19 protein-coding genes and 1 pseudogene are annotated in these 24,814 nt (G+C 59.4%); 15 read left to right on the top strand and 5 right to left on the bottom strand.

Features of this window, described 5'->3' with window-relative positions; all coding sequences use genetic code 11:
- Window positions 1-84: 84 nt before the first annotated feature.
- The 3 genes from AC1DTN_RS26330 to AC1DTN_RS26320 all read left to right on the top strand — a co-directional run bounded on the left by AC1DTN_RS26330 (window position 85) and on the right by AC1DTN_RS26320 (window position 2,599).
- Window positions 85-1,008 carry an ArsR/SmtB family transcription factor gene (locus tag AC1DTN_RS26330; protein ID WP_477923238.1) on the top strand — a complete coding sequence of 308 codons (924 nt, stop codon included), beginning with the start codon at window positions 85-87 and terminating at the stop codon, window positions 1,006-1,008.
- A gap of 226 nt (window positions 1,009-1,234) precedes the next feature.
- Window positions 1,235-2,035: a GNAT family N-acetyltransferase gene (locus AC1DTN_RS26325; protein ID WP_439018581.1), complete on the top strand. Its 801-nt coding sequence runs from the start codon at window positions 1,235-1,237 to the stop codon at window positions 2,033-2,035.
- 96 nt (window positions 2,036-2,131) lie between these two features.
- Window positions 2,132-2,599 (top strand): MEKHLA domain-containing protein, encoded by a 468-nt coding sequence (locus AC1DTN_RS26320; RefSeq protein WP_113321104.1) that lies wholly within the window; start codon window positions 2,132-2,134, stop codon window positions 2,597-2,599.
- A 100-nt stretch (window positions 2,600-2,699) separates the two neighbouring features.
- Here AC1DTN_RS26320 and AC1DTN_RS26315 read toward each other — a convergent pair whose 3' ends face one another.
- Window positions 2,700-3,848, bottom strand: a complete 1,149-nt coding sequence (locus AC1DTN_RS26315) for a helix-turn-helix domain-containing protein (protein WP_442207390.1) — start codon at window positions 3,846-3,848, stop codon at window positions 2,700-2,702.
- 351 nt (window positions 3,849-4,199) lie between these two features.
- On the opposite strand from AC1DTN_RS26315, the gene AC1DTN_RS26310 reads away from it, so the two are divergent.
- The 5 genes and pseudogenes from AC1DTN_RS26310 to AC1DTN_RS26290 all read left to right on the top strand — a co-directional run bounded on the left by AC1DTN_RS26310 (window position 4,200) and on the right by AC1DTN_RS26290 (window position 9,620).
- A complete protein-coding gene (locus AC1DTN_RS26310) occupies window positions 4,200-5,246 on the top strand; it encodes a UDP-glucuronic acid decarboxylase family protein (RefSeq protein ID WP_439018578.1) in 1,047 nt (348 codons plus the stop codon).
- Window positions 5,246-6,187, top strand: a pseudogene (galE, locus tag AC1DTN_RS26305) (UDP-glucose 4-epimerase GalE); the annotation flags it as partial. The gene AC1DTN_RS26310 and the pseudogene galE, both read left to right, overlap by 1 nt.
- 39 nt (window positions 6,188-6,226) lie before the next feature.
- The gene (locus AC1DTN_RS26300; RefSeq protein WP_442207430.1) at window positions 6,227-8,134 is read left to right on the top strand and encodes a glycosyltransferase family 2 protein; all 1,908 of its coding nucleotides are present in this window, start codon (window positions 6,227-6,229) and stop codon (window positions 8,132-8,134) included.
- Between the two features lie 19 nt (window positions 8,135-8,153).
- A complete protein-coding gene (locus AC1DTN_RS26295) occupies window positions 8,154-9,092 on the top strand; it encodes a glycoside hydrolase family 26 protein (protein ID WP_113321100.1) in 939 nt (312 codons plus the stop codon).
- A gap of 18 nt (window positions 9,093-9,110) precedes the next feature.
- A complete protein-coding gene (locus AC1DTN_RS26290) occupies window positions 9,111-9,620 on the top strand; it encodes a DUF995 domain-containing protein (protein WP_113321099.1) in 510 nt (169 codons plus the stop codon).
- A 541-nt stretch (window positions 9,621-10,161) separates the two neighbouring features.
- On the opposite strand, the gene AC1DTN_RS26285 is transcribed toward AC1DTN_RS26290, so the two are convergent.
- Window positions 10,162-11,934: an adenylate/guanylate cyclase domain-containing protein gene (locus AC1DTN_RS26285; protein ID WP_442207391.1), complete on the bottom strand. Its 1,773-nt coding sequence runs from the start codon at window positions 11,932-11,934 to the stop codon at window positions 10,162-10,164.
- A 438-nt stretch (window positions 11,935-12,372) separates the two neighbouring features.
- On the opposite strand from AC1DTN_RS26285, the gene AC1DTN_RS26280 reads away from it, so the two are divergent.
- Together AC1DTN_RS26280 and AC1DTN_RS26275 are read left to right on the top strand one after the other, a co-directional pair.
- Window positions 12,373-12,627 (top strand): type II toxin-antitoxin system Phd/YefM family antitoxin, encoded by a 255-nt coding sequence (locus AC1DTN_RS26280; protein ID WP_442207392.1) that lies wholly within the window; start codon window positions 12,373-12,375, stop codon window positions 12,625-12,627.
- Entirely contained in the window at window positions 12,624-13,046 is a 423-nt protein-coding gene (locus AC1DTN_RS26275) for a type II toxin-antitoxin system VapC family toxin (RefSeq protein ID WP_442207393.1), read from the top strand. Before AC1DTN_RS26280 ends, AC1DTN_RS26275 begins: the two co-directional genes overlap by 4 nt.
- A gap of 229 nt (window positions 13,047-13,275) precedes the next feature.
- Here AC1DTN_RS26275 and AC1DTN_RS26270 read toward each other — a convergent pair whose 3' ends face one another.
- Window positions 13,276-15,069, bottom strand: coding sequence for a GMC oxidoreductase (locus AC1DTN_RS26270; protein ID WP_442207394.1), 1,794 nt, complete (start codon window positions 15,067-15,069; stop codon window positions 13,276-13,278).
- 288 nt (window positions 15,070-15,357) lie between these two features.
- On the bottom strand, window positions 15,358-16,170 hold the full coding sequence (locus AC1DTN_RS26265) for a zinc metalloprotease (protein ID WP_113321094.1): 813 nt from the start codon (window positions 16,168-16,170) through the stop codon (window positions 15,358-15,360).
- A 487-nt stretch (window positions 16,171-16,657) separates the two neighbouring features.
- Between AC1DTN_RS26265 and AC1DTN_RS26260 the strand changes: the two genes are divergently transcribed.
- From AC1DTN_RS26260 to AC1DTN_RS26245, 4 genes are all read left to right on the top strand, one after another.
- Complete coding sequence (locus AC1DTN_RS26260) at window positions 16,658-18,154, top strand: S8 family serine peptidase (protein ID WP_442207395.1); 1,497 nt, start codon at window positions 16,658-16,660, stop codon at window positions 18,152-18,154.
- A gap of 7 nt (window positions 18,155-18,161) precedes the next feature.
- The gene (locus AC1DTN_RS26255) at window positions 18,162-18,407 is read left to right on the top strand and encodes a hypothetical protein (protein ID WP_162747940.1); all 246 of its coding nucleotides are present in this window, start codon (window positions 18,162-18,164) and stop codon (window positions 18,405-18,407) included.
- Between the two features lie 202 nt (window positions 18,408-18,609).
- Window positions 18,610-20,202, top strand: coding sequence for a tyrosinase family protein (locus AC1DTN_RS26250; protein WP_439018571.1), 1,593 nt, complete (start codon window positions 18,610-18,612; stop codon window positions 20,200-20,202).
- Window position 20,203: 1 nt separating this feature from the next.
- Window positions 20,204-20,935, top strand: a complete 732-nt coding sequence (locus AC1DTN_RS26245) for a copper chaperone (RefSeq protein WP_442207397.1) — start codon at window positions 20,204-20,206, stop codon at window positions 20,933-20,935.
- Between the two features lie 123 nt (window positions 20,936-21,058).
- Here AC1DTN_RS26245 and AC1DTN_RS26240 read toward each other — a convergent pair whose 3' ends face one another.
- On the bottom strand, window positions 21,059-22,780 hold the full coding sequence (locus tag AC1DTN_RS26240; protein ID WP_477923233.1) for a flagellin N-terminal helical domain-containing protein: 1,722 nt from the start codon (window positions 22,778-22,780) through the stop codon (window positions 21,059-21,061).
- A 746-nt stretch (window positions 22,781-23,526) separates the two neighbouring features.
- On the opposite strand from AC1DTN_RS26240, the gene AC1DTN_RS26235 reads away from it, so the two are divergent.
- Window positions 23,527-24,813, top strand: a complete 1,287-nt coding sequence (locus tag AC1DTN_RS26235) for a GAF domain-containing sensor histidine kinase (RefSeq protein ID WP_442207399.1) — start codon at window positions 23,527-23,529, stop codon at window positions 24,811-24,813.
- Window position 24,814: the final 1 nt, after the last annotated feature.

Genomic DNA, 24,814 nt, shown 5'->3' with positions numbered 1-24,814 from the left:
CACGAAAAAGAGCGGCGACATCGGACATGACGCCGTGATATCAGCTGAAACCAGCAAGAAAGACTGGAGAACCAGTATTAAAGTATGGAGACGAAACTTCTAACCGTCGATCCGATGAGGGACGTTGACGTCGTCCAGGCTCTCGGCTCTCCGACGCGTATCGAAATCCTCAACCTGCTGCGCCAGAAGGGGCCGCTGAATGTCAACGACATTGCGGCGCAGATGCGCTTGCCGCAATCGACGACGGCAACCAATCTGAAGTCGCTCGAGCATGCCGGCCTCATCCAGACCCAGACGATGAAGGCGACGAAGGGAAATCAGAAGGTCTGCTCCAGCATCTACGATGAAATCCTGATCCGCTTCGATACCAACGGCACCAAGGCGAGCGAGGATGTGGTCACCGTCAGCATGCCGATCGGCCTCTTCACCGAATTCGACGTGGGCCCCCCCTGCGGCCTCTGTTCGGTCAATAACGTCATCGGCATGCTCGACGTGCAGGAGGTTTTCCTCGATCCGCAGCGCATGCAGGCGGCATTGCTCTGGTTTACCCGGGGTTACGTCGAATACAAGTTTCCCAACAACGCCAAGGTCTCCGGCAAGAAGATCCGCAAGGTGGAATTCTCGGCCGAACTGAGCTCCGAGACGCCGGCCACGAATGCCAACTGGCCTTCCGACATTTCGATCTGGGTCAATGGCATCAAGGCCGGGCACTGGACCTCACCCGGCGATTTCGGCGACCGGCGCGGCATGTATTCGCCCTCCTGGTGGAAACTGTCCGGCTCGCAATACGGCAAGCTCAAGACGTGGACGATCGACGAGACCGGCACCTGGATCGATGGCGCCATGGTTTCGACCCAGACCATAGCCTCGCTGCGCATACCCGATCACCACTCGATCCGCTTTCGCATCGGCATCGACGAAAAGGCCGACAATCCAGGTGGGATGAACCTCTTTGGCAAGGGGTTTGGTGATTTCGACCAGGATCTGGTCATGTCGATCTATTTCTGACGGACGATAACGCACGACGATTGCCGCAACAGTTTGCGGCGCAATGGAACAGCCTGGCTACGTTCTCGATGGCTACCCTTAACCTCTTTTAACCGGCCTCCACTTTATTCGTGAATGCGATGCAGGTTATCTCGACGCCCGCGAGACCACTCCTGAAAGGGACAGGGAAATCCGCCAGGGCTTGCGCAGCGGCTCTCAGTGGCCCGTCATTTAAGGAGGAAACAAATTGAGTATTTCAAGCGACAGAATTTCCTGGGAAGAGATGATCGAGGCCAAGGCTTTCATTGATCTGGCCAGGATCACACCCCAGCCCTTTAAAGAGAGCGTCGAGTTTGCCTGCATGCCGGTGGGCACCGGCTGCGCCATTTCGCTGCCCACGGCTCCCGCCGTTGGTCTCAATCGCGTTTTTGCCTTGAATGACAGGGACGAACTCAATCTCGCATTCGAATGGATGAAGACCAAAACAGGCAGGCGGCATGTCCAGATCCGCGAAACCTTTGCCGCCAATGCGCTGCGTGGCTGGATACTGGATCACGGACTGGTCGAGAACGGTGCCTGGATGAAACTCACGCGGCCTGCCCCATCCGCTCCGCTTGCAATCGAAGGACCTGTGCACACGCGCTTGGCCGGTATCGATGACGCGCCGATTTTCGGCAGGCTGATGTGCACAGGCTTTGGTTTTCCGACGGAGCTTGAGCCGTTGTGGTCATGCCTGGTCGGCAAGAAAGGCTGGGCCTGCTTCATTGCGGAATTGGAGGGAACGGCGATCGGAACCGGGGCGATGTTCGTGGAGGACGGATGCGCATGGCTGGGAGGCGGAACGACACTTGGTGAGTACCGGAACCGCGGCGCGCAAAAGGCGTTGATCAACGCTCGATTGAACGAGGGTCTCGCGCAGGGCGTTTCTCTCTTTGCCGTGGAGACGGCCGAACCTCAGGAAGATCAGCCGAACATCTCCTTCGCCAACCTGAAGAAGGCAGGCTTCAAGCCATCCTATATCCGCAAAAACTATCTCCTGCCGAACTAAGCTCTTCCCATCGGTGCGGATTGCCGCACCGATGCCATATGCCGTGACTAGATCGGAACAGGCTCGTGAAGCGGCCGCACCGGAGAAGGAAACGAGATGCAGTTGAACGGCGAATTGAACCCGAACGATCCCGAATTCTTTGAACTTCTCACTGGGAGCTTCCGGCGCCTTGTCGGCCGAGATCTTCTCCCGAGGGATCGGGGACCCGAGTGGCTCTACGGCGATGCCCCGTTTGTGGTCCTTGCCCACAATTCCGCGCCCGATCCCGTCTTTGTCTATGCCAATGGTGCAGCACAGAGGCGGTTCGGGTACAGCTGGAGCGAGTTCGTAAAGCTGCAATCCCGGTTGTCCGCTGGCCCAAGCGAGCGGTCAGAGCGTCAGGCGTTGCTCGATGCAGTGGCACGAAACGGGTTTATGGCGGGTTATCGTGGCTTGCGGGTGACGAAGTCGGGGAGCCGGTTCTGGATGGAAGACGGAATAGTCTGGCAGCTGCGGAACGCAGAAGGACAGGATTTCGGTCAGGCGGCGACATTCTCGCAGTGGGTTGAGATAACGCCCTCCTAAATCATCAATGGCGTTTGGCAATCATGCCGCGCTTCCCCGAACGAGTTGCGTTGATCTCCCGCTCAGCTGAGAAACGGCCCTAAGCAAGCGGCATGCCGGATCAACCCGTCAGCGCCAGCCAATCGCCGATCGTTTTTCCGTAACTCCGCGTGGAGCGGACGGCCGGCGCCGGCCGCTGTTGGGTTGCCACCGCCCTTCGGATTTCACGCGGGCTCAGCCCGAATTCATGGATGAAGGCGCGCGTAAAATTGGCGGCGACCTCGAAACCTGCGGCTTCTGCGATTTCTGAAATCGGCCTGTGGTCGGCCGGAATGCTGAGATCCGCATAGGCCTGCAGCAATCGCCGCCGGCGAATATAATTGAGCACGCCTCCGTTCGCCTCGAACAGCTGGTAAAGCCGCGTACGAGAAATCCCCAACGCGCGGCACATCATGTCCGGTGTCAAGTTTTCCGAATGGAGATTGACGTGAATGTAGCGGTGCGCCCGCTCCATCAGTCCCAGGTTGGTCTGGTTTTGACCGGTATCCGTCCTTGTCGACGATGCCGCGCCCGCAACGACCATATCGCCGATGGTTTGGATGATCCGGGGCACTTCCTCTGTCGTCAGATTGCCGAGGTTCGTTTCGAGGCCCGTGAGATAGCCCGTGAGCAACTCGGCGAGGCTGCCCGAGAGAACCGTGTTGCCGGCGCTCTGGAGAAGGCTCGCATCGCGAGCCAGCAGCTCATAGGGCAGGAACACGAGCAAAGCTTCGGTGTCGGTCATCCGTCCGCGATAGGGGCTGCCGAGAGACATGAAAAATATCTCGCCGGCGCCGGTCTCGGTGACACGACGGTTGACCTCGGTCCAGGCCTGGCCGCTGCGCAGCAGGCCGACGTTCCAATGGTCGATGGGGCTTGATCGAAGCACGGCCTGATCGCGGATATATCTGTGGGCCTGCGCGCGCTGCTGGACGATGAGGATATCGCCGAGATGCCAGCCGATCTGCTCCGCGAGGAACCCGTCTTCCGGTGATTTTCCCTGCGGCAGATGAACATCCACGAGCGGCGCCATATGTGCCCGCCAGGCCGGGAATTGTTCTGCCGGTGGCAGGTCCTGCGTCGAGAACCGCAGCGGCACGAGGGCAGGGGAGGCATGGGGCGGGCGTTCCCGGCGCATGGCCGGTTCACGCGGCCAGCGCCGCCGCTCCATATGCGCCGGCCGTTCCTGTTCTGGAGGAGGATCATCGTCGGATTCAGCCCCTGTAGCCATCCAATTCCTCCAGCGTATGACCCGACGCGAGCCATGGAAACCGAGAAAAGCAATTGTTTTGCGGCTGAAATCTCCGCAGAACCCGCCTTAAAAAGCGGAGGTGCCCGAAGCCACCTCCATAAGTTGTTTATCATACTCCTTTTCGCTCAGAAATGTACGGAGCGATAATTTCCAGGATGTGAGGATAACGACAATTGCCTCCCTTGGCTGTATCTAAATAAACGACGGTTCGTTCCAGAGGAAAAGCCGGGCTAATAGAATATTCTCCTGATCGAACGACGTAGTTGTTCGGAATGGAGAAGTAAAAAACAAAAATTCTACAGAACAAATCTGAAAACACGGGAGGTAGTCGTGAACTATCTTGGTAAAATTCGTGCGCGCTCTGCGCAAGCGTCGGCTCGTGACGCAAATTATTCATCGAGAAAATCTTGTGCGCCTAAGAGAGTTCTTGTCACCGGCGGTGCAGGTTTCCTCGGATCACATCTGTGCGAGACCCTTTTGGCCGCCGGACACAAGGTGATCTGCCTCGACAATTTTTCCACCGGCATGAGGCGCAATATCGCCCATCTGAAGCGCGTTGATCGCTTCAATGTCGTCGCCCACGATATCGTCCACCCGCTCGATCTGGAAGTCGACGAGATCTATAACCTCGCCTGCCCGGCATCGCCCCCGCATTATCAGGCTGATCCGGTCCATACGACAAAGACCTGCGTGCTGGGCTCCCTCAACCTTCTGGAGCTGGCCGCGCGCACCGGCGCACGCATCCTCCAGGCATCCACCTCCGAAGTCTACGGCGACCCGAGCGTCCACCCGCAAGTCGAAAGCTACTGGGGCAACGTCAATTCGTTCGGGCCGCGCGCCTGCTATGACGAGGGCAAGCGGTGCGCGGAGACGCTGTTCTTCGACTTCCACAACACGCACGGCGTCGAGATCAAGATCATCCGCATCTTCAACACCTACGGCCCGCGGATGCGTCCGGACGACGGCCGCGTCGTCTCGAATTTCATCGTTCAGGCCCTGACGGGGCAAGACATCACCATATATGGCGACGGTTCGCAGACCCGCTCGTTCTGTTTCGTCGATGATCTCATTGGCGGCATCGTGCGCATGATGGCCTCGCCGGCGTCGCTGACGGGGCCGGTCAATCTCGGCAATCCCGGCGAATTCACGATCCGGGAGTTGGCCGAGCAGGTGATCGGATTGACCGGCTCCCGGTCGCAAATCATCCATCTCCCTCTGCCGGTTGACGATCCCCGTCAGCGTCGCCCCGATATTTCGCTTGCCATGCAGGAACTCGACTGGCGGCCGAAGATGGCCTTGTCGAGCGGCCTGCGTCAGACGATAGACTATTTCGATGGCCTTCTCACCCGTTCGGCACGAGAACTGGAGGCGGTCTGATGGATGCGCCCCGGGTCCTTGTTACGGGCGGTGCCGGCTATATCGGCAGCCACACCGCCAAGCTCCTCCGCTCGGAAGGGATTGAGCCTGTCGTCTACGACAATCTCACGACCGGAAACCGTTCGTCCGTGCGCTGGGGCCCTTTCGTCGAAGGTGACGTCCTCGACTCGCCAAGCCTGATCGAGGTCATCGAGAAATATGCTCCCCATGCCGTCATCCACTTTGCCGCCTCGGCCTACGTGGGCGAGTCCGTGCAAAACCCGGCAAAATATTACAACAACAATGTCTGCGGTACATTGTCGCTTATCGATGCCTGCCGGCAGACGGGGCTTCAGAACGTCATCTTCTCATCGAGTTGTGCCGTCTATGGCGTCCCCTCTGTGCTGCCGATCGACGAGACGATGCCAAAGGCGCCGATCAATCCCTACGGCATGACGAAGCTGATCGGCGAGCATATGCTCGCCGATTATGCGGCGGCCTTCGGCCTGCGTTATGTTGCCCTGCGTTACTTCAATGCCTGTGGAGCCGATCCGGACGGCGAGCTTGGCGAGTGGCACGTTCCGGAAACCCATCTCATTCCGCGGGCGCTGCTGGCCGCGGCCGGCCGGATTCCGCACCTGGAGATATTTGGCGACGACTACGACACCCCTGACGGGACCTGCATAAGGGACTATATTCACGTCGCAGATCTCGCGCGTGCCCATGTTCAGGCCTTCACCCATCTCGCCAATGGCGGATCAAACCTCGCTGTCAACCTAGGCACCGGGCGAGGGTTTTCCATTGGGGAAGTGCTGCGCGTGATCGAGGAAACGACCGGGTGCGAAGTCCCGGTCGTCATCCATCCGCGCCGGCCTGGCGATCCGCCCAGCCTTTACGCCGACGCCAGCCTGGCCCGCGAGACGCTCTGCTTCCAGCCTCGATATTCCGACCTGGAAACCATCGTGAGGACGGCGGCTCCGTTCTTCGGACTGGAGGCGCGCGTGACCGAACCCGCGATCACCCAAGCGACGCATGCTCCGGAACCCTGCCCGGAGCTGCTTCTTGTCCCGGTTCTGACCGGATATCGGCGGGCCGAATATCTGTTCTTGGCGGCCGTATGGGCCTGCGCCTTCGCCTATTTCTGGATCTGGTGGCTGGAGCCGCGCCATCACGTCGATGCTTTCGGCACAATTACGGTGAGCCTCGTTCTTGCCTGGGTTACCGCTCTGCCGGCCTATTTCATCGTCGTCTTCTATCGGGCGGCAAGACCGAACGGTCCCTTGCGCTTACCGGCCGGCAGCCGAGTGGCCATGGTCGTGACCAAGGCGCCGTCGGAACCCTTCTCGGTCGTCAGTGAAACCCTGCTGGCAATGCTTGCCCAGGATGTGGAACACGACACCTGGCTTGCCGACGAAGACCCTTCCCCCGAGACCCTCGACTGGTGCTCCAGGCACGGGGTCTTCGTCTCGACCCGCAAGGGGCGATCCGATTACCATCGGACGTCGTGGCCCAGACGCACGCGGTGCAAGGAAGGCAACCTCGCCTTCTTCTACGACCACTACGGCTACAGCCGCTACGATTTCGTGGCGCAACTCGATGCGGATCATGTTCCCGCGCCCGACTATCTCTTCCACATGCTGCGTCCGTTCGCCGATCCAAAGGTCGGCTATGTCTCGGCCCCCAGCATTTGCGACAAGAACGCTTCCGAAAGCTGGTCGGCACGGGGAAGGCTCTATGCCGAAGCCAGCATGCATGGCTCGCTCCAAGCCGGTTACAGTGACGGCCTGGCGCCGCTGTGCATAGGGTCGCACTACGCGGTGCGTACCGTCGCCCTCAAACAGATCGGCGGCCTTGGCCCGGAGTTGGCTGAAGACCATTCGACGACATTGATGATGAATGCCGGCGGCTGGCGGGGTGTGCATGCGCTGGATGCCATCGCCCATGGTGACGGCCCCAGAACCTTCAGCGATCTCGTGACGCAGGAATTCCAGTGGTCGCGCAGCCTGGTCATGCTGCTGTTGCGGTACTCGCCGAGCCTCGTCGGCCGGCTGCCGCCCCGGCTCAGGTTCCAGTTCCTCTTTTCGCAACTCTGGTATCCCCTGTTTGCGTTTTTCATGTTGCTCATGTTTGCGATGCCGATCATCGCGCTCGTGCGCGGCCAGAACTTCGTGACGGTGACCTATCTCGATTTCCTCGCGCATTTCGCGCCGCTTTCTATCGCGCTCGTGGTGATGGCTTATCGCTGGCGCGCCAGCAGCTCGTTTCGTCCCCACGATGCCAAGATCCTGAGCTGGGAATGCATGCTCTTTCTCTTCGCGCGCTGGCCCTGGGCGCTCGCCGGCACCCTGGCTGCGGTGCACGATTTTCTGACGGGCTCCTTCGTCGATTTCCGCGTCACGCCAAAAGGGCGGTCCGAAGTCGATCCGCTGCCGGTGCGAGTCCTGGCGCCCTACGCTGCGCTGGCGCTCATGGCGGTATTGCCCGCCTTGGCGATCGGCGATGCCGGCGCCTCCAAGGGGAGCTACTTCTTTACCGTCCTGAACGCGGCAATCTACTGCGCGCTGCTGCTGGTCATCGTCGGGCGCCATTCGAAGGAAAATAAGATTGCGGCGGCCCCGCGTTTCTACCGTCCGGCAATGGCGACCTTGCTTCTTGCGCTCGTCGCGCTGCCGGGGGCTGCAACCATCATGCGCGGAAAGGATGCGACCGAGGCACTCGCCTGGGGCAGCGGCCGTCTTCAGCTGTTCGAAGAACGCTACGCCGTCTCCGGTGCAGGCCGGGGCGGAACCGCCCTGCGCACGATCTTCTTCAAACCACGATGGATCTCCGATCCGGAGGAAATCCAACTGAGAACGGATGCCGCTCACCCGGATTTGCGGCCGAGCCTAGAGGAAGTACACAATGTATAGCCCATCCAAAATAGCCCTGTTGTCATTCACCGGCCTGTTGCTGTCGGGAGTTGCGGTCCTACCGACCGCTCCGGGCAGCTTTGCCGAAGGGCACCCGCTTGCCATGACGACATCGTCCATCGCGCCGCCGACCAAGATGCCGGTCGTCACGAAGGAGTCGATCACGTTCGGCGCCTATGATCCGCACGGAGATTTCGGCGCCTCGCCCGATTCGAAGATCGAACACCTCTTCCTGCCCTGGGAAGACGTCGATCTGCGCACGCTCGCCCTCGCCGATGATTATGCGCGAGCGCATGGCCGCACCCTGCTGATCTCGGTCGAGCCCTGGACCTGGTCACCCGATTGGCGCCAGACCTCGCAAGAACTGCTGCACAGCATCCTGGACGGTTCGCGCGATGCGAACATGGCCGCCGTCTGCTCGACTGCTGCCAAGTTGAAAAGTCCAGTCATCATTCGCTGGGGACAGGAAATGGACGAAACCGACAACCAGTTCTCCTGGTCGCATTGGCATGGCGCCGATTATGCCAAGGCCTATCGTCGAATGGTGGAGGTCTGCAAAGTTCACCTGAAGACGGCCAAATACATGTGGTCACCGAAGGGCAATGAGGGGCTTCAAGCCTTTTATCCCGGCAACGATGTCGTCGATCTCATCGGGCTCTCGGTCTTTGGCCTGCAGCAATACGACAGGGACAAGACCGGCCATGACCAGACGTTTGCAGAGCACCTTGCGCCCGGATACGCCCGTGTCGCTGGTTACGGCAAGCCCATCATGGTTGCGGAACTCGGCTACGAAGGCGACGATTCATACGTGCGAAACTGGGCTGAGAGCGTAGCGAAACGCCATCCCCAGTTCCCGGCCCTGAGCGCCGTTATCTACTTCAACGACCGTGAAGTCTATCCGTGGCCGGACGGCTATGGCCGCCCCGACTGGCGGGTCGTCCGCGAAAGCATCAATTGAACAAGAAGGAACCTGAACATGTCCATGCTTCAAAAAACGCTCCTGGCCGTGGCCCTGACCGGCGGTATCGCCACGGCCGCGTCCGCTGCGGGAACCAATGAGCCTGCGGGGATCGAGACCGCAAAGCCGATGAGCAGCGCGGAAATCTATCAGCTCTACAACCAGAATTCCTGGATGTGGAAAGCCGGCGCCGGCTACTTCTCCACAAAGGCGCGCCGCTTTACCGCCTGGTCGCGGGAAAACGGCTCGCCGTCCTTCGGCGTGGGCCGCTGGTTCATCACGGAGCGGGGTAAACTCTGCTTCAACGCCGACTGGCACGCCAAGACCGGAACGGCGACGGCAATCACCTGCTTCAGCCACCGCAAGAAGGGCGGCCTGATCTATCAAAAACGCGAACCGGACGGTCAATGGTACGTTTTCAAGAGCGCACCGGCACAAGCAACCGACGAATTCGCAAAGCTTCGCTACGGCGACTACGTGAGCTCTCAATTGGGGAGAATTGAGACGAGCGCCAGTAGGACCAAATAAAGGCGAAGCAAGGGGTTGCGCGCGGCCGAGGCGCCATCTGTGTCCTTGCCTGGGAGCCGATGCCTGCGCGCAACCCTTTTCATAAAGGATCGCGAAGCGCCTTCAAAATCAAAGAGGCGGCGAACGGACGCCCGGCGCCTCTTTTGTCGTGGCCGGACCATCGGGTGTCCCGTCGACTGTTCCGATTAATGTCGCGACAGTGTTCAATTGAGAAAGAGCCATGGCACCGCAGGCAGAGTCTGGAAGGGCGCAACAGGTGCTCTGGAGCCTACATCTCTATTTATCCAATCCACTGGACGGCGTCGCGACGAGTTCGAATCCTTTCAGGAGTTGGAGTGTATAGAGCGCACCCAGGCCGAGCGGGCATCTGTCGGCGTCGAAAGTTTCGGCAACTATGCGCTTTCATGCCTGGCATAGAGGGCGGCTTAGCAGCTTCCTGAAAGCAGATCTTGTTGGAGGTCGTCGTTGCGCCGGCACTGGCTATTGCTCATACTCTGTGCAAATGGCGCCAACAGCTTCAGGATCGGACATTAATCACCCGTCATTGTACGACACCGGCCTTGCGTAGCCCCTGCATGACAAGCTCGAAATCGGCGGGGTTCTTGAAGGGCAAGACTTTGCGCCGGTATTCCAAGGAGTAGTCGGGATTGACGCGCAGCACCTCTTGCCACATCGCGCAAGCCTCTTCGAAACGGCCGAGGTGCCCGTAACAGGCAGCCAGAAGCGCGCGCGAGACATCGGTGACGGGGTTTCGGCTCACGCGCTGCAGCAATAGTTCGACGGCCTCTTCGTACCTTCCCAGTTGAAACAAGGCCCAGGCCTGAAAGTGAAGAACGATATCCGGAAAGTACGGGTTCAGGACCCTCGCCCGATCGAAATAGCCGAGTGCCTCCTCGGATCTGCCTGAATAGACAAGTGCCTCGCCGAGGCTGACATGCCCTTCGGCGAAGTTCGGATTGAGGACTATCGCACGCTCGGCCTCGCTGATGGCTCCATCGTGCTGTCGCAAGTAAAGATTGACCAGACTTAGCGACCAGTGCGCCACGGGATCGCTATTATCCCGCGCTACCGCCAGCGTCGCAGCCTCTTCGGCTTGCTCAATCGAGCGCTGCGGCAACGCGCTCCACCGGTTCAGGTAGTCGAGCCCGTGGGTAAGGGCGAGGAAGGCGTGCGCCGAGGCGAAGTTCGGGTCCAGTTCGACGGCACGTTGCAAAAGGTCGCGGGCGTCGCTGTTCGTTTGCTTCGTCAGCCGGTGCCACAGCTCCCGGCCACGCAAGAAGCAGTCATACGCCTCGGGGTGCCGGGTCTGCCCCGGTGCAAGCCTTTGCCGATCGCCCTCTGTCAGGTTGACCGCCAGCGCGCCGACGATCTGCTGCGTGACATCGTCCTGAACCGCGAATATGTCGGTGAGGTCGCGATCGAACCGCTCCGCCCACAAATGCCCGCCGGTGGTCGCGTCGATGAGCTGCGCGGTGATGCGTACCCTGTTCCCCGATTTGCGTACGCTGCCTTCAAGTACATGCCGCACGCCGAGCTTTGTGCCCACCTCCTGCACATGGACGTTCTTGCCCTTGAAAGTGAACGACGAATTGCGAGCGATGACGAAGAGCTGCGACAGCTTCGATAGCGCCGTGATGATGTCTTCCGAAATGCCGTCGGCGAAGTAGTCCTGTTCGGCGTCACCGCTCATGTTGGCGAAGGGCAGGACGGCGATCGACAACTTCGGCGACGCTGCCGTCGCCGGTTGGCTCGTCGCGGTTTCCGGGGTCGCGGCTAACTTGGTCCCTGCGCTGCCGACTTGCAGCGAATAGACCCGGATGGGCTCGGCAATGTTCTTGAGCTGTGTGCTGCCGAGATCGCTGACCGAGAGGTCGAGCCTTGCCTTGACTTGGCGATAGGCATCCTCGGACAGGCAGATCGCGCCCGCTGCGGCGACGCCCTCTAATCGCGAGGCGATGTTGACGCCGTCGCCCATCAGATCGCCGTCGCTTTCCTCGACGACATCGCCCAAATGGATACCGATCCGGAACTCGATGCGACGGTCCTGCGGGACGCCGTCATTGCGCTCCACCATACCGTTCTGCACCTCGATGGCGCAGCGCACGGCGTCCACCACGCTGCGGAACTCGACCAGCGCACCATCGCCGGTGCGCTTCACCACCCGGCCATGGTGCACGGCGATCGTCGGATCGATGAGATCGCTGCGCAGTGTCCGCAACCTCGCCAGGGTGAGGTCCTCGTCGGCGCCGGCAAGACGGCTGTAACCCACCACGTCCGCGGCAAGGATTGCAACCAGCTTTCGGTTCTCGCTCATGGCGCTGTCTCCTAACTCCCACGATAGCAGGGAGACAGGGGGCAAGAAAGAAGTTTAGCCGCTGCTCAGAGCGATCTTGGTTGAGATCGAGTAGGCCATGGCTCATGTGGACGCAGCCGAGGTTGTAGCCCACGCAATGACAGTTCTGTCGGGCTCCCGGCCGTCCGAAGCCCACTGAGGGTCAGGTCACGACGATGTCCGCGTCCACCCGTATGTCCGCTCTTTGAAGATCCGCACCTGAAGTTGCCAGTGCGCTTCCGGCCCCCAATCAGTCATTCCAGGCAGGCCAAGTTCTTGGCTCGCCTAAGGAATCTGTTACAGAGGAAATTTGAAATGACAGGGTCATTGGTTCCAATCCCTTCAAGGCGTCCCGTTAGATATTGCTTCATTGCAAATGATACCTTATATGTAGGTACGTTCCTACAATGGAGGCGTCCTATGAGCATCACGAGTTTATCTAGCCGGGAGTTGAACCACGATGTCAGCAGGGCAAAGAAGGCTGCCAAAAACGGACCTGTCGTTATCACAGATCGCGGGAAGCCGTCCCATGTATTGATGACCTACAGCGAGTTCGAGCGCCTGACTGGCAAGCGCCGCAATCTGGTCGATGCTCTTTCAATGCCTGGTTTGTCGTCCATTGATTTCGCTCTACCTCGAGCCGAAGTCGCGCCTCGCCGGGTCGATCTGTCTTGAAGTATCTGCTGGATACAAATGTCGTCTCAGAGTTGCGCAAAGTTGGCGACGGTAAAGCCGATCCGAATGTGACGAAGTGGGTCGGTGCGCAAGACTCCAACGACCTGTTCATTTCCGCGATTACGATCCTAGAACTTGAGCGCGGGATATTAGGCATCCAGCGTCGCGACGCTGACCAGGGTTCTCGCTTGCGGCGATGGATGGATAGCCGGGTTCGCCCTGAATTCGCTGAGCGAGTTCTGCCAATCGATGACGCGATAGCTACGCGTTGTGCCCACCTACATATTCCAGACCGCCGCAACGAGGCTGATGCTTTGATAGCGGCTACCGCGCTGGTTCATGGCTTAACTGTGGTCACACGGAATGTTCAGGATTTCGACGGTACAAACTTGATCATAATCGACCCATGGCTAGACTGAAATCGGCGCGGGCGCATACGAGGGGACGCGCCTTTCGCAAAATTCTAAGATTTCTTCAGACTTGTGCTGGATTTAACGGGTGGCGGTTCGTATCCGTCCAATAGTGCCTGGGTGGACTGGCGTCGCCGATCAGTCACCCGGTGACGCGCCGCAGATATGTCGGCCGCCGGCTGCTTGGACGCATGGATGACGCCAAAATACGCAGGCTCCGCTGGCGTGCGCATCGCCGTCAGCCAGCTGTCGTCAATTGCGCAGCCAAGCGCATTGCCAATGCCGCCAGCGTCAAGCTCGGATTCGCCGCAGGAGAAGCGGGGAACACGGAATTGTCGCAGGCGTAGAGATTGTCGTAGCCCTCGAATTTCAGGTCGGCATCGACGACGCCGGTCCCGTTGCCGGACATCCTCAATGTCCCAACCTCGTGAGCGACCCCGCCGAGGTCTGCAAACTGCAAAGCCAGGCTGTTTTCGCCGAGAATAGGTTGCGCCCCGATGGTCGCGAATAGCTGGGCGGCGAGGGCATCTTGCTCGGCGAGATCTGCAGCACTCGGCATGCTTCGTGCGAATGCGAGGCCCACGGGATCCGCCGGATTGCCCGTTATCGCCACAGCATTGCCTTCGTTCAAGGCCGAATAGTTCATGAAAACAAGTTCGCAGAGCATCCAGTCGGCGCGTGCTGCGCGTTCGCGGGCCAGGTTTTCAGGGTCGATATATCGACCTTGGTTGAAGTCGCTTCCGAGTTCAACCACGATGTCGAATGCGTGAGAACCGTCCGCCGCAGTCGGGTGCCGCAATATCACCTTGGCGGAATCGATCGCATTGGACTGCGGGGCGCCGGGAGGAAGCGTGAAATGGCGATAGCGGATCGTGTGATCCGTGATGCCCTTTCCAATCTTACCAGATGGGTCGACGAGGCCGCTCTGGAGCGCAATCTTGGCAGACTCAATTGTGCCTGCCGCCAGAACCACTTTCTTGGCTTTGAACGTGCGCGCCTTTTGGCCGAGCAGATCCCAGCCTTCGACACCGACGGCGCGTCGCTGAGCAGCTGTATCCTTCACGACCCTCCACACTGCGAAATTGAGATTGACGGTTGGCTTGGCTTGGGCCGCGGCAAGCCCGTCCAAAAGGCGGTCCTCCATCAGCAGGTCGGCCGTGGAGAAGAAGCCTGCCGGAATGGACCAGCGGGTGGCGCCTCGATACTGCACGGCCATGGGAGCGTCTTCTGCAGCATAGCCTGGTAGCGTGTTCTGCAGAAACGCTCTAGTGGCGGCCTGATAGTTCGAGGGGGCGGGCGGCACGACATTCATCACCCTCTCTGCGGCCGGATATCCAGGCCCGAGCAGATAGTCTCTGACCGCCGCCGGCCACGCCGCCAGCTCATAGCCTACCTGGCGCGGAATTAATCCGCCCCAAAAAACGGAGCGACCTCCGAGATTAAACGCTTGCGCGCCGGCAAACTCCGATCCTGGTCCGTTGACAAAGTTCTTGACCTTGAAGTCCGGCCAAAGCGACCAGACATGCTTGTCGAATTGCCCGATCCTCAGTCGCCGCGGCAGGTTTCCGATATGGGTCGGAAACAGAAATGAACCTGCTTCCAGGACCAATACGTCCGCGCCTCCTTCGGCCAATCGTGAAGCGAGCAGCCCGCCGCCCATTCCCGACCCCACGACGATCACGTCGTATTCGTGATTGGGATCAAGGTTGCGGACGAAGAAACGTTGCGCGACGAGCCCGTTTTCCGTGACCAGGGCTTCAACGGGCTGAAAGGCGATTTGCGGTGCCACGTAGTCATGCACACCAGCCAGATCAGCTCGTGCGAGAAAAAGATTCTGCCCGAGCATCCAGCGCGCCGGCGTCAGCACGAATTTGAATTCGATCCCGTTCGGGAACGCAGCCTCGTCAAGGTCGAAGGTCCATGCGCCGCCCTTGAAAACGCCACCTCGTTCCAAGTCCCAGTTTGGCGCCCAGCGGAGGGTAACGGTTTGTCCAGGAGCGTACTGCTCGGTCATGAACCGGATCGTGAACATGGACTGCTCCTGTGGTTATGCGTGCATGTCAGATCCTGAATTCTGAAGATGAGCAGGGCTGCGCTTATATCAGCCCAGCTGCTTTTTCGCTTTCTCGATCTGTTTCGGAGCGATCTTTTGCATGACCGGGCCGCAATAAGGGGGCTTGTCGGTAAAACAGATCCTCTCGATGCAGATATGGTCGATAGCGACGCCGTTGGGCTGACCTTTCGCGTCGTAGGTTAGCGCCGAGGTGCGTGGACATGCAAATCACCGGCACCTCGACGATGGTCTGACTCTGATAGTCGCTTAGATGATTGTCCGAGCCGCCAGTGAGAACTGAGGCGGCATCTGCGCTTTCTGTCGAAAATGACTGAACGGCTGCATTAAGCGGATCGGCGTACCGTTTATCTCGGTCAGGGAGCCGCTCCAGGCTTGTTGATAAAGGCGTGCGAGATCATCGATATCGGTGGTTGTCAGGACACTCTGAGGCCCATAATTCATAATGGAGAGAGGATCATGAGTACCGAAGATTTCGCTCGCGGAGCCCGTTTCTGACACTTTCGCAAAGAAATGGCGCAGTCCGAACACGTGACCGAGCTCGTGCGCGAGGGTCTCGGTTTGCTCTTTGCGCACTTGCTCGAACATTTTCGGAAAGAGTACGAGCTCGTGTTGTCCGGCATCCGGGAAGAAGGCGCGCGCCAGGGTGCAGCCTAAGGAGCTACAATTATCCTGTGACTTGACGACGAACTCGAAATCCCAAGGTTCGGAAGTTTCTGAGAATTTGATCGGAACGGCCTTTCCCCATTTGATCAGCGTCTCACCAAACAGCGTCCGTAGATAAGATTTGACTGCGTCGGGATCAGCGAACTGTCTTAGAGACGCCTCCTGAAACCTCCAATTCAAGGTCACATTGATGTCCCACAGCGGGATGAATCCGTTGGTGGCGTCGACAACGATTTCGGTGATCGACCGGTTGTTGGGCAAGGCAAATCCCACGCCATCAGTCTCGCAGCACGCGCCACCGTGATAGACGTGCGTGACTTCTTTCAAAACGGACTTAAGTTGCGTGTCTGACTTCAGTATGAATATGTCAGCGCTGCCCTTTTTTTTGACTACCATTTTGGCCTCCCCCTGCCAGTGCTCGTATTCCTTCGAGCCACTTTTCTCACGCTATGGCGCGGTTTTATCCTGCTGTGAAATGCAAGTTAAGCGCGCATTATAGCAAATCAGTATCAAAATTAAAGTATAAAGTTGAACCGTTGCCGAACAGGTTTTGAATGCTCGTGAAATATAGTAGAAACGCCTTTGAAGTTTTCAGCCTCAATCGATTTTATGCGGTTGGAGTTCTTGCATCATTCGTAAAAGGTCTCGGGGCGGGAACGCGTCATTGAGAGCGACCTAGAACGTGCAATGCGAACAACGCCATCGGCGACTAACAGGACCTGGTCGCCAATGTCGAGGAATTGTCCGCTGGATCAGGCCCCAGCATACGTGATTTCACTGGACGGCGGCGGCACTCATCGGTTACTCTACCTATAGGGGAATTCAATATAATCATTCGCGTGTGTGCACTGTACGCTGCGTTGACAAGGTGGGGTATTCGTCGATGCAAAAGCAATATGTCGTGCTCCCGGCCCACGGTTTTCGGTCCCCGGCTCTGGCGCAAGCGGCCGCCTTGCGAGCAACAATTCCGCTGGTCGCCCGGGGCGCCGGTGGGCTCGCCACGGCACGGGCCGTTGCGGCTGACGTCAATGTAATCGACTCGGTCAGCGTCGATGGCCCGAAACTGGTCGAAATGTCGCCCGAGGCCGAACTCAACCTGCGTCTTCAGGAACCGTCACTGAAGTTCGTCCCGCTCGTCAGATACGAAAAGATGCGCGTGGTCTTCGACATCGAGCGGCAGCCCAGCGACGCGGTTTCGGCTGCCGGTGTACAGGCAGCCGTGCTGAGGGTCGAGGACGACGGGGGCAATCCGGTTGAAAACGCCCGGGTTGTGGCCTTCACCAATTTCCGCAACAGGGCAGGCGACGAAGGCCGCAGCGGTGCCGACGGCAAGGTGGCGCTGCGGATTGCAACCGGCACAACGCTGGAACGGGTCTATGTCTACGGTCCCGCCGGATGGTGGGGATATTTCGAGAAAAGCTTTAGCTTGTCGCAAAATGCGGTGATCCGCCTGCAGGCGATCGATTTGGCCGGGCAATCCCTGGCTTTGCGGCGCTTCCGTACCAACCTTCCCCTGACCGCCGGCGACCAGATCGTCGTTGGCATCGTCGACAGCGGCATCGACCCGCAACAGCCGCTGCTGCCCAACGTATCCGGCGGTGCCAACATGGTGCTCGACGAGACGAGAGACGATCCCGGCCAGATGGCCGACTGGGGGCCGGCCGCTACCGACGGCGAGCATGGAACGCATATAGCGGGCATCGTGGGCGCGCGCCCGACCGCAGCCCTTGATCTCGCCGGCGTCGCCCCGGGCGTGACACTGAGGAGTTACCGGGTCTTTCCCCATACCGGGGGCGGGGCAACCAATTACGACATCATGAACGCCATCGACCGGGCGGTGCAGGACGGCTGCCATATCATCAATCTTAGCCTCGGTGGCGCAAGTGAGGATGAAGCCGTTCGCGCGGCAATCGGCTCGGCGCTCGACAACGGCGTGCTGGTGATTGCCGCCGCCGGCAATGATGGCCGCAAACCTGTCAGCTTTCCGGGAGCCCTGCCGTTTTGTGTGGCCGTCTCGGCAATGGGCTGGTCTGACAGCTTTCCCACGACCTCCTCGGAAGTCGGAGACATCGCCAAACCCTATGGCTCGAACAGTACCTTCCTCGGCGCCTTCTCCAATTTCGGGCCGCAGATCGATCTGACAGGGCCGGGTGTCGGTATCGTCTCCACGTTGCCGGGAGGGCGGTTCGGGCCGATGAACGGAACATCCATGGCAAGCCCCGCTGTGGCCGGATACGCAGCCTTTCTTTTGTCCTCGGAAGCCAGTATATTGGCATTACATGGTGCAGAGCGCAGTACGGCGCTCAGGGACCGCTTGTTTGGCGCTGCGACCCCCTTGGGCTTCGGGCGCGATTACGAAGGCTTTGGACTTCCGAGTTAGGATGATCATGAGCGACATGATGATGCAACAGGTCATATTGCGCAAGGAAAGCGCTTCTGCGCCGTCCTCCAAGGAAGCGGCCGAAAAGCTTGGCCGGGCCGGTGCGACTGTCGTGGACGAACAGGCCTCGTCGCTTCTCGTCGAAGGCGAGGAGGAAACTCTTCGCAATGCCACGGCAGCCCTCAAGGGCTGGAAGACCATTCCGATGAAACGCTATTCCGTGCCGGACACCCGCGAGAAAATCGCTTTATAGCCGGCCGCGACGTCAGCATAGTTTTATGCGCGGATGACGGGCCGTCACGGCCCGACATTCGGCTTTTTGCGCGCTCCAATGCGCGTTATTATAGAATATCTGAGTGGATTGCGATTTAACATTGTAATGCCGCATCCCGCATGTATAATCTAAGCACATCCTAAAACTCTACCAGAATAATGCCTAATCGGGGGAGGTCATGATGTTTGTTCGCAAAGATGTTTGGAAGCTACCAAGTGGCGATCAAACGTTACTTTGGTATGGCCGTGCCGTCGAGCGTCTTCAGGGACTGCCATTTTCCGATGTCACGAGCTGGTGGTCGCTTGCCGCCATGCACGGCATCGACGAACCGATCTGGCGCGGTTTCAACATCATCCCGGCTGGCGCAACTTTGCCGGCCGGCCCGGCGCAGACAGCGCTTTGGCGGCAGTGCCAGCATCTGACCTGGTATTTCCTTCCCTGGCACAGAGGTTATCTGCTTGCCTTCGAGCGTATCATCCGCAACGCCATTATCGACCTGGGTGGCCCGAAGGATTGGGCGCTCCCCTACTGGAATTATTCGGCCGATGCGCGCAGTCGCGAATTGCCGCCCGCCTTCGCGACGGACAAGCTTGTCGGCGGTCAGCGCAACTTCCTCTTTGTGGCGCAGCGTTACGGTACGGGGCAAGTACCCCAGGTGCAATCGCCAATCGTGCTAGACCCCCGCGCCGTTACCATCACCGACCCGCTCGCCGAACGGTTTTTCGAAGGCTCGGCCGGTGGCGGTTCGCCAGGCTTCGGGGGCGTCAAGACGCCATTCTGGCATGGCGACGAAAGCAATGACGGCACCTTCGGCGTGCTCGAAACCCAACCCCACGGCCCCGTCCATGTTCTCGTCGGCGGCGGCTTCAAGGGCAACGGCCTCAGTCAGGATCCCCTGGAAATCGGCTGGATGACCAACCCCGACACCGCCGCCCTCGATCCCATCTTCTGGCTGCATCATGCCAATATCGACCGCCTTTGGAATGTCTGGTTGCGCCAGAAGCGCCGTCCGAACGACAGTGCGGATGTGTTTGCCAATCCGATTGACCCGGACTGGCTCGATGGGCCACAGGATCGAGAATTTGCGATGCCTGCCGTCGATGGCACGATCTATAATTTCAAGGCGCAGGACGTCCTCGATACACAATCGCCGTCGCTCAACTATATCTATGATGACGAGCCGGCCGGCGAGGACCTGACGAGCGTGGTGGCCGCTCGCCTCCAGCGGCTCGGAGCAACGCCGCAGGTCGCATTCCAGGTTGCAGGAGCTGTGTCAATGGCGCCACCGAAACAGGCAGAGCTCCTCGGAGCCAATAGCGGGACGATCAAACTTGGCGATGACGTCGTCGAGACAAAAGTGCGGCTGGACAAGGACCAGCAGCAGCGGCTGTCCACCACCTTGTCGATCTCGCCCAGCGTCCAGAAGGAACCGGACAAGGTCTATCTCAACCTTGAGAACGTCAAAAGTCCGACCGACGCCGCGGTGTTTTACGTCTATGTCAACTTGCCCGGCGATGCCGATCCATCCGACGATACCGAGCATCTCGCCGGCACCCTGTCGATGTTCGGTGTCAGCAAGGCAAGCAAGCGGGAAGGGCCGACCGGCGGCAGCGGCATCAATGCCTCCTTCGACATCACCAGGATCATCGATGCCGCTTTTGCCCAAGAGGGACTGGCAGAGGAGATTTCGGTCAAACTCGTCTCGGCCGTGCCGGGGGTGACAAGCGAAGGAATTTCCATCGGGCGTATCAGCGTCTACCGACAGGAGCAGTAAGGTGCGGCCCGTCGTCGTCGTTTGGTGTCTCATCACACGACTTCCCAAGCCGCTTCTCCTCGCCACGCTGTTCGGCTGGATGGTGATGACGGGCAAAGAGGTTTTGCCGGCCATGCCTGACCTCTGCTTTTCCTCGTCCTCGGTGGCAGGCCGCCTGACGACCCAGGTCGATGTCGCCCTCGCAGACAAGGGTTTGTTTTTGACGGCGTTGGCCTGGGTCGCGATGATCCTGGCAATGATGCCGCCTCTGCTCGCCGGGCCATTGCTGCATGTCTGGCGACGCAGTTTCAGCCGCCGCAGGCCAAGAGCTGTCGGTGCGTTTGTGTTGGCCTATCTCCTCGTCTGGATTGCGGCCGGGACCATACTCGTTCCTGCCGCCATCGTGCTGAATGCCTGGAGCCAGACCGTCGCATTGGCACCAATCCTGCCCGCGCTGCTGATTGCCTTCGTCTGGCAGGTGACGCCGAGCAAGCAATGGTTCCTGAACGCCTGCCATGGTAGGCCGCCTCTTGCGGCCTACGGCAATCGGGCCGACCTCGACGTGTTTCGGTTTGGTGTGGCCCGCGGACTGTCATGCGCGGCGACCTGCTGGGCCTTCATGCTGGTGGTCCTCGTCTCCAGCGGCATCGTTCACTGGGCTGTCATGGCCGCCACGATGATCCTTGCTCTTCTCGAGCGAAAACGCGGCCCCCAGCCTGCAACATGGTTCAACGGGGTCCGGCTGTCGGTCTGAACCGGGTGTCGAGGAGGTTTTCCATGATATTGGGCATTCCCGCCTATGACCATGTCGACCTCCTTGGTGTCACGGCGACGCTCCCCACCACTTTCGCACGCCGCGATGGTGCCCCACACGAGCCTATCGACCTGAATAAAGCTGCAGGATTGTGCCAGGGGTCGTGTTTGCAATCTGAAGCGCCTGGACGGCAAGCTGCTGCTGGGTCTGTTGTGCTGCTAGCCTGGCAGATTCTTCCTCCATGTCCGCATCCACCAGACGGCCGATCCCGGATGTCATGCTGGCTTGCAGGTGGCTTACGAAATCCGACTGCATGTCGAGCCGCTTGTTGAGAGAGCCAAGGACACTGCCGCTCGCAGTTGACCGGTGCAGCATGTATTCGATGCCGACAAGATATTCGTCGATCGTGAAGTTCGACGACGTGACATCGACTTCCGCAAGATCGAACTCCAATGCCCATGTGGGATTTGAGCTGACGTTTCCGACCATGACGCGCGCCGCGCGATTTCCCGCGTTGGGATAGACCGTCTGGTCGGCCGAAAAAGTCAGGCGGTTGCCGGAGGTGACTATCGACAGGCCCAGTCCGGCTGTGACGAACCCAATGACAGTCGCAAGATCGGCTGCATTGCTGATAAAGCCATCCGTCGTTCCAAGGGCCGCATCCACCGTCGTCCGGTCGATCGTGAAGGATTGAGGAGCTCCCGGTCCCACCTGTGCGTCAAAGAAAATCTGGGACTTCGGCGAGACGGTGAATGGTTTGGTGAAATCGAAGAAGGCTTCCGGGTACATGTTGTCGTGGTTGGCATTTGGCGGATTTTCGAGGCCCATGGCAAAACCGGCGGGATAGGTGCTTGCGAGATGTGATATGGCGTTGGAGATATCGATGCTGGAGCCTGGATGACCCGAGGTCTCAAGCGAGCCGACTTCAAAGACACCTGGAGCCGTAGGTGAGCCTGTGAACATGGTCTCGTTGGCTGTTGCGGGAACCGAGTTGTCTGCGAAGACCTTCTGCAAGACCTTTCTCATCTCTGCGCCGTCGTGGATCGTGCCATCCGTGGTGCCGAGAGCAACATCTATGACACTCTTGTCGATCCGCAATCCCGCGAAACTGACGCCCGCGGAGTGGGTCCCCGCGTCGACCACCAGATCAAATGTGATGTAGTCTGTTGCACCAAATGTCGCTGGACCAGTGAACAGGTGGCTCTCGTGGCCTTCATGTGCCACGGAATTGATGCCGGTGCTCCGAAACCCACCGATGTCTCCAACACCGCCGATCTCTTTCTGGAGGATGCCGCCTCCTCCAGCGTTCAGCATGCTGGTCGATTTAAGGTTCACCTTGTTTGTTGCAACCGCCACTGCTCCGTTCTCTGATCGGACGAATGACGAGACCACGTCGGTTGTGAGGTCAATCGTTTCCATCAGGTGCGTTGGTGCATTGGTGCTCAGCCAGTTCTGGCCGCTAAAACTCGCCGAGATCACCGTTGTTTCGGCCTGTGCGTTTAGTTGATCGAGCTCATCCTGGATTTTCGATTTGTCGACGCCATTCTCTTTGGCTGCAACCAGTTTGGCTTTGAACTCGCTGAGGATATCGACGATGGACGAGGTTGCGGTATAGGCGGTATTGACTGTGGCCGATCCCAATTCGATGGCGTCAGATACCGCTGAGAAAGCCCTGTTGTCCGACCTCATCGTCGTAGAGATCGCCCAGTAAGCCGCATTGTCGGATGCTTTTTGAACCCTTAGACCCGAGCTGACTTGCTGCTGCGTCTTTTCGAGACCGGCGTTGACGCCGCGTAATGTCTGGCGGGCTGTCATAGCGGACGTGTTGGTCAAAATGCTGGCCATGTTAAAGCCCCGTGAGGATAAGCCAGCCCCCGGACTTAAGCGCGTCCGGCAAACATAGCTGGCGATGTCGGAACATTTAACGGCTAACCACGAGGGTGCCTGCGATCATGGCAGGACCGTCGCCCCCACGAAACCGAACGAAATCAGTGCGCTAGGGCTATTGCCGGGCACTCAAGTAGACCGGCAATTTCGTGAACCTTTTTGCAATGGAGATGGTTAAAAAAAGGTTAGCGTGACTACGCCGGGCGCGAAAAATTCTATTCCTGGTTGCTCGTTTTTTCCAATCCTGTCAGCAGATCCTGGGTGTGGAAGTTGACCCGATCGAACGTCATCTCGACGGAGAGCGGCGGCTTATCCCCCACGTCTCGAATACGTGCTGGCGTCGGCGCGGTCTCTGTGGGTGGCAAGATCCTACCTTATCACTCTTCGTCGCGATGCTTGCCTGTGATCACGCCCCACCATCGAAGCGTCGGAATTGTGGTATCACCGGTGCGACGAATGCCAACTCGGGTTCGAAGCCGGCGTGAAGGTGAACGAATTTCTTTTCGATTTCATGTGCGTCGTGAATGTCATCGAGAGTGAGAATGTTCTTTGCAGGAAGCGCGTGTAGAGCTTTTGCCGATCAGAAACTCCTGCTTGGAAAGCAGCTTGTGTCGGCAGGAACGATCGCAAATAGTGTCATCGCCGGAGGAACATGGCATTAATGCTTTGCTTCGAGGAGGAGCGGGATTGTCGGAGGAGTGACGATGATCAGACACGATGCCGAGCTGTTCGACCGGATGCTCGCGATCTCGCGTGCCTTTGCTGGACATACCGAGACGGGAGCAGCGTTTCGGGCAACGGCAACAGAGATCTTCAAGTTGCTGCCGCATGACCATATCGATGTCGCCGTTCTATTGAACGGCGGGCGGAGCCACATTTGCTACGAGACAGGTTATCAGACAAGCTGGAGCGAACTGGCGCTCAGTCCACCGCCGGTCGAACTTAGCCCGGTGCGGGCGGTGCTCAGAGGCGAGCTGCCATATCTCTTAAGCGATGATGCGCTCGGAGATGAGCGCTTTCATTTCACGGGCGCAATAGACGAGCCGATCTTTACCGCCAAGTTACGCAGCCGCATCGTCGTGCCGATGCGGGCAAGGGGCGAGATCATCGGCGCCCTCAACATCAGCAGGCACGAGCCCGGCTGCTACACGCCTGCCGATCTGGAGATCGCCCAGCACTGCGCCGAATTCATTGCACCCTATATCTTCGCGCTGATCCAGAGCGAGGAGGCACGCCGGGCGATGATGGCAGAAAGCGATGCGCGCAATCGCGAAGAGATCCTGCGCGTCGGCGCATCTCGGCTGACCGAAGGCATGGAGCAGGAGCGGCGGCGCATCGCCATGGACCTRCACGACCAGACACTCGCCGATCTTGCCCGTGTCGTGCGCCAGGTCTCTGCGCTGCATCGCCGTGGCATGGCCGGCGTCAGCCAGCTTGCGGATCTCGAGCGGGAAGTCGTCAACTGCCTGACGGAACTGCGCCACATCGTCGACGATATGCGGCCGAGCGTGCTCGAGCTCTTCGGCTTGCGCGATGCCATAGAGGCGCATCTCAACCGCAGCGTCAGCCGGGCAACGCCTTCGATTGCGGTGCGGATCCAGGATACCAGCGAAGGCGCCGCCGACATGCTGTCGGAGCGCACGCTGACGGCGATCTACCGCATCGCCCAGGAGGCGATCAACAATGCCGTCAAGCACGCAATGCCGCGGCGCATCGAGGTGCGCATCGAATCGACGCCGTCGCTGCTGAAGATTGTTGTCACCGACGACGGGTCAGGTTGCGTCCAGGCCGACCCGCAGGCGAGCGGCGGCATCGGCCATATGCACACGCGGGCGGCGCTGATCGGTGCGCAGCTTCGCATCGGCCGCTCCAGCCGCAAGGGCGGTACGCGCGTGGCAATCGACGTGCCGTTTGCTGGCGAGACGATAAGTACCGGCACGCTGCCGCCGGACGCCGCGGTCGCTGCAGCCAACGCCGCGGGGAGGCTCTGAC

Source organism: Rhizobium sp. 01T444 (genome assembly GCF_056398305.1).
The sequence above is the reverse complement of the archived record's forward strand: the minus strand, read 5'-3'. Positions and strand labels throughout refer to the sequence as shown.